Raw genomic sequence first — 5,415 nt, forward strand, 5'->3', positions numbered from 1 at the left:
CCGCGCGCGGACTGGCAGCTGATGCCCTCAAATTTCGAGTTTGAGGGAATTCCCTGCCAGCCCGCTGCGGGGTCAGCGGGTCAGGACGTTAATTTGAAGGTAGCGGCAGCCCGTTGGCTGGCGGCGACCCTGGACACCGTGAGGACCCCCTGGTTCAGGCAAAGGTAGGAACCGGGGATGTCGACTGATTCGAAAGAGAAACCCGCACTATCCGACAAGCCCTTCTGCTGGATGAAGGCGGAGGAGGCGCCGGGGGCGGATGCAATGACGAGGTTTCCGGCCTCGATCCTCAGGTAGCGTCCCTTGGCCAGGACCGGTTCAATCAGGACGGAGTTCTTCTTGGCGTAACCCGGGAGAATCCGGAACTGGGAGGCGGCCAGGGATGGTGTTGCGGAGGCTGTGACGGTGGTTCCGTCATGGGCCAGGTACAGTTCAGGAGCTTCGGCTGGTTGCCACCGGAACGGTAGTGGGCCATCGCCGACCGGAACGCCGAACTGGGGCGTGCCGTCGGCGTTCCAGTGCAGGCGCTGCACTCGGGCATGCCGGTTGGGATCGTACAAGGGGTCACCCGTAATGGCCCGGTAGGACCTGGCGTGGTAGACGATCACATCGTTGCCTGCCTCGTCCACAGTGAACGAATTGTGGCCTGGCCCGTACTGCTTGGTCGCATCGGAGGTGGCGAATACCGGCGTCGGCGTTTTGATCCACGATGCCGCATCAAGCAGGTCTGCGTCCTCGTCAGCGGTCAGAAGGCCGATGCAGTAGTTGGCATCGGTGGCGCTGGCCGAGAAGGTCAGGAAGATCCGGCCGTTCCGCTTGATGACGGCTGCGCCTTCGTTAACACGGAAGCCCCTGGTCTCCCAGTCCAACGTGGGCACGGCGATGCGGACGGGCGTGCTTGAAAGTGTAGAAGGGGACCCCATGGTGGAGATGAAGAGGCTGGAGTTCACCCCGGCATCCGCCTGGGCCCACACCAGGTAGCGTGTACCGGCGTGTTCGAAAGTGGTGGCATCCAGGGAGAAGGTGTCGGCATGGGTGAAGACGCGGACAGGCGGTTCCCAGACTGCGGTGGCCGGATCTGCGGAGTCCGTCGAGATCACGTAAATCCGTACGCGGAAGACGTCTGTGCTGTCACCGGCCGCGAAGTAGATGTGCCATTTGCCGTCGAAGTGGTGCAGTTCAGGAGCCCAGATATGACCGCCCATGGTTCCCGAGGGCGGCCTCTTCCAGACCACTGCCTCGGGGGCGCTGCCAAGTCCGGAGATGGTGGAGGAGGACCGTATGATGATGCGGTCGTACTCGGGAACGGAGCCGGTGAAGTAGTACCTGTTGTCTGTATGTTTCATGAGCCATGGATCAGCCCGCTGATTGACGATGGGGTTGATCACCGGTTGTGGTGCGGTGGCGGCGTGGGCGGAGGGCGCGTGGAACAGGCCATCCGCTGCGGCGCCTCCGGCGAGGAGCAGGCCGGCAGCGGCAGCTGATCCGGTACCCAGGAAGGAACGGCGGGAAAAGGAGGATGGAGACAAAGCAGTCATTGCAGAGGTGTCCTTTCGTTTGTGCCTTCGCATGGCTTGGGCCCTGCAGAAAGCAGGGCCCAAGTCACACGAGAGTTCAGGATGTGAGGCTGTAAAGCTGTCTTATCTAGGCTGTGCGTCTTGTGAAGAGCCTCTGCAGCAGGATGAAGACCAGGAGCAATCCGCCGATGACGATCTTGGTCCACCAGGAGCTGAGCGTTCCGTCGTAGGCGATGAAGGTCTGGACGATACCCAGAACGAGGACACCCACCACCGAACCCAGTACGTAGCCCACTCCGCCGGTCAGCAGGGTTCCGCCGATGACGACGGCGGCGATGGCATCCAGCTCCATGCCTTGAGCCGCCAGGCTGTACCCGGAGAGGCTGTAGAAGGAAAACAGAATTCCGGCTACCGCAGAGCAAAGGCCGCTGACGCAGTAAACGAGGATCTTGGTGCTCTTGACCGCGAGGCCCATGAGCATGGCGGAGTTCTCGTTGCCGCCAATGGCGTAGACGGTCCGGCCGAAGCGCGTGTGGTGCAGGATGAAGAAAGCTAGCCCGACGACGACGAGAGCGATCAATACGCCGGGAGAGATAAACAGTTCCTCCGAGAGCGGGATCCTGGCTTGGGCCATTTCGGTGAAGAAGGGATCCGTGACGGGAATGGATTCCAGGCTGATCACGTAGCAAAGCCCGCGCGCCAGGAACATGCCCGCCAGGGTCACGATGAAGGGCTGGATGTCGAAATACTGGATGACCATACCCATGAGCAGGCCCAGTCCTCCTCCGATCACCAGCACAGCGAGGATCACTATCGCGGGGTTCCAGCCGTTTTGAAGCATGGTGGCTGTAACCATCATGGACAGCGCGACGACGGCTCCCACGGAGAGGTCAATTCCACCGGTCAGGATAACGAAGGTCATACCGACGGCAAGCACGATCAGGAACGTGTTGTCGATGAAGAGGTTCAACAGGACCTGGCCGGACAGGAAGCTCGGGTACATTCCGGCGCCGACAACAAACATCAGGATGAAGAGGACAAGGGTAGCGAGGGTGGGGGCGTAACGGGCGCCGCCACGGATGCGGCTTCCGACGGACGAGGTTTTTTTGACGGTGGGCGGGGCCACTGTGGAGAGGGGAGACATTAGACTGCGACCTTTTCCTTAGTGCGGAGCGGGCTTGCCGGCCTGAGGTTCCTCAGGAGGTTCCGGGCCTTGGGCGCCTGCAACAGGCAGACGGTGAGGACCACCAGGGCTTTGAACACCAGAGTGACCTCCGGCGGAATTCCGAGAGTGTAAACAGTGGTGGTGAGGGTCTGGATGATGAATGCTCCCACCACGGTTCCCACCAGGCTGTAGCGGCCGCCGGCAAGGGAGGTGCCGCCGATAACGACGGCGAGAATGGCGTCCATCTCGATGTAGAGGCCGGCGTTGTTGGCATCCGCTGCAGTGACATTGGAACTGATCATGAGCCCGGCGATAGCTGCACAGAATGCGCTGAAGATGTAAACGATCCAAATGATGTTGCGGGCGCGGAGGCCTGCCAGGCGGCTGGCGACCGGGTTGATTCCCACTGCCTCGATCAGCGTGCCCAGAGCAGTCCTGCGGGTCAGGACAGAGGCCAGGATGAAGACGACGGCGGTGATGAGGATCGAGATGGGGAGGGTGAAGAGGTAGCCTGCCCCGATTGCCTTGTAGCTGTCGTTGGTCACGGAAACGATCTGTCCGTCCGTGATGAGCTGGGCGATGCCGCGCCCCGCGGTCATGAGCACCAGCGTGGCGATGATGGGCTGGATTCCGATAGTCGAAACCAGGAAGCCGTTCCAAACGCCAAGGACCAAACCGGCGACGACGGCGATGAGCACAGCCATGGCCGCTGTTACCGGTGAAGCGGGCTCAGGAGAAGCCGCAATGTAGGCACATGATGCAGCGCCGGCGATGGCAACCACGGCGCCTACGGAAAGGTCGATGCCACGTGAAGCAATGACCAGTGTCATGCCGAGCGCGATGAGGATTGTGGGAGCGCCGTTGCGCATGATGTCGATGAGGCTGCCGTAGAGGTGGCCGTCCTGCATGCGGAGGCTGAGGAAGTCTGCACGGAAGATCTGGTTGACTGCCAGCAGGGCGACCAGTGCTATGACGGGCCATGCCAGCCGGTTTTTCAGAATTGATTTCATTGTGCGCCTCCGGCGATGACTGTCAGGACGTCCTCGACGGAAACGTCGTCGTTACTAATGTCCGCGACCATGGCACGGTCTTTGATGATGGCGATGCGGTCGCTGAGCCGGAGCACTTCCTCAAGTTCAGAGGAGATAAAGAGGATGGACATTCCCTCGGACGCCAACCGGTTGACCAGCTTCTGGATCTGGGTCTTTGCGCCGATGTCGATGCCGCGGGTCGGCTCGTCCAGGATCAGCAGATCCGGGGATGTCACCATCCAGCGCGCAAGCAGGACTTTCTGCTGGTTGCCACCACTGAGGTTGCGGATCAGGGCCTCGGGGTTTGCCGGACGGATGTCGAGGGCCTGGATGAATTCGGCAACGAGTTCGTCCTGCACACGGCGGGGGATCCGGCGGGCCCAGCCTTTGGTGGCCTGCATCGCGAGCACAAGGTTGTCCCGGACTGTGAGGTCGCCGATCAGGCCTTCCTCTTTGCGGTCTTCGGAGCAGAAACCAATGCCGTGGTCGATTGCGGTGCGGGGGCTGCGCATTTTCAGCGGCTGTCCCTTGATCTTGAGGGAGCCTTCGTCGGCCTTGTCAGCCCCGAAGAGCAGGCGTGCGGTTTCCGTGCGCCCTGCGCCGAGCAGTCCGGCCAGTCCCACAACCTCGCCCGGGTAGATGGAGAGGTTGACGTTGGAGACCGAGCCTTTTCTTCCGAGCCCGGTTGTTTCCATGAAGGGCTGGGCGGTGGCTGCAAGCCTGGCCTGGGAACGGGTGGAAGCCTGGTCGAGTTCCTCAAGGACCTCAAGGTCCTTGCCGATCATCTTCGAAATGAGGTTCATACGGGAAAGGTCGCGGGTCATGTACTCACCCACGAGCTTGCCGTTGCGGAGGACGGTCATGCGGTCCGAGAGCTCGTACACTTGCTCCAGGAAGTGCGATACGAACAGGATGGCAACCCCGCGGTCGCGCAGGTCACGGATCACGCGGAAGAGCTGGTTCACTTCATCCGCGTCAAGGCTCGACGTCGGCTCGTCCAGGATCAGGACCTTCGCGTTAACTTCGACCGAGCGGGCGATCGCTATCAGTTGCTGGACGGCGATGGAATGTTCGGAAAGCAGGGAACCTGGTTCCACGTGCTCCAGGTGCAACTGGGCAAGGACCTCGCGGGTCCGCGCCCGCACTGCCCGCCAGTCGATGGATCCGCGGCGCCGGGGCTCGCGGCCCAGCATCACGTTCTCTTCGACGGTGAGGTTGGTGCAGAGGTTAACTTCCTGGTAGACGGTGCTGATGCCGGCCGCCTGGGACTCTGCGGGAGTAGAGAAGTGCTTCTGCTGGCCGAGGACAGTGATCCGGCCAGAGTCGATGGTGTAGACGCCTGTCAGCGCCTTGATAAGGGTGGATTTGCCCGCCCCGTTTTCGCCCATGAGGGCGTGTACTTCGCCTTGGAAGAGACGGAAGCTTACGTCGTCAAGGGCCTTGACCCCTGGGAATCCGATGGCAATGTCGGTCATCTCGACGACCGGAACGAGTTCGTTCATCCTATGTATCTTTTCTGTGTTGATCCGTGCGGTGGCGGATTGATCCGTGCGGCGGCAGTGTCATGTACTGTCGCCGCACGGACGGTCAGGTGAGCGGGGGGCTCAGTACTGACGGGTAGGCAGGGCCTTGATGGCCTGTTCCTGGGTGAAGGTGGTTTCTTCGGTGACGACGCGCTCGGGGACCGTTTCGCCGGCGAGGA

General features: G+C 61.6%; 4 protein-coding genes. All 4 read right to left on the reverse strand.

Annotated features, from left to right (window positions below; genetic code table 11):
* Positions 1-80: 80 nt before the first annotated feature.
* On the reverse strand, positions 81-1,538 hold the full coding sequence (locus RIN13_RS20150) for a family 43 glycosylhydrolase (protein WP_309109090.1): 1,458 nt from the start codon (positions 1,536-1,538) through the stop codon (positions 81-83).
* 106 nt (positions 1,539-1,644) lie between these two features.
* Entirely contained in the window at positions 1,645-2,661 is a 1,017-nt protein-coding gene (gene yjfF / locus RIN13_RS20155) for a galactofuranose ABC transporter, permease protein YjfF (RefSeq protein WP_309109091.1), read from the reverse strand.
* Positions 2,661-3,692 carry an ABC transporter permease gene (locus RIN13_RS20160; RefSeq protein WP_309109092.1) on the reverse strand — a complete coding sequence of 344 codons (1,032 nt, stop codon included), beginning with the start codon at positions 3,690-3,692 and terminating at the stop codon, positions 2,661-2,663. Before RIN13_RS20160 ends, yjfF begins: the two co-directional genes overlap by 1 nt.
* Positions 3,689-5,215 (reverse strand): sugar ABC transporter ATP-binding protein, encoded by a 1,527-nt coding sequence (locus RIN13_RS20165; RefSeq protein WP_309109093.1) that lies wholly within the window; start codon positions 5,213-5,215, stop codon positions 3,689-3,691. The genes RIN13_RS20160 and RIN13_RS20165 overlap by 4 nt, the downstream gene beginning before the upstream one ends.
* Positions 5,216-5,415: the final 200 nt, after the last annotated feature.

This window comes from Arthrobacter sp. (genome assembly GCF_031179985.1).
Classification (GTDB): Bacteria; Actinomycetota; Actinomycetes; order Actinomycetales; family Micrococcaceae; genus Arthrobacter.

Coding starts and splice junctions, on each gene's coding strand:
- RIN13_RS20150 (WP_309109090.1), bottom strand. CDS start 1,538: ATGACTGCTTTGTCTCCATCCTCCTTTTCCCGCCGTTCCTTCCTGGGT.
- yjfF (WP_309109091.1), bottom strand. CDS start 2,661: ATGTCTCCCCTCTCCACAGTGGCCCCGCCCACCGTCAAAAAAACCTCG.
- RIN13_RS20160 (WP_309109092.1), bottom strand. CDS start 3,692: ATGAAATCAATTCTGAAAAACCGGCTGGCATGGCCCGTCATAGCACTG.
- RIN13_RS20165 (WP_309109093.1), bottom strand. CDS start 5,215: ATGAACGAACTCGTTCCGGTCGTCGAGATGACCGACATTGCCATCGGA.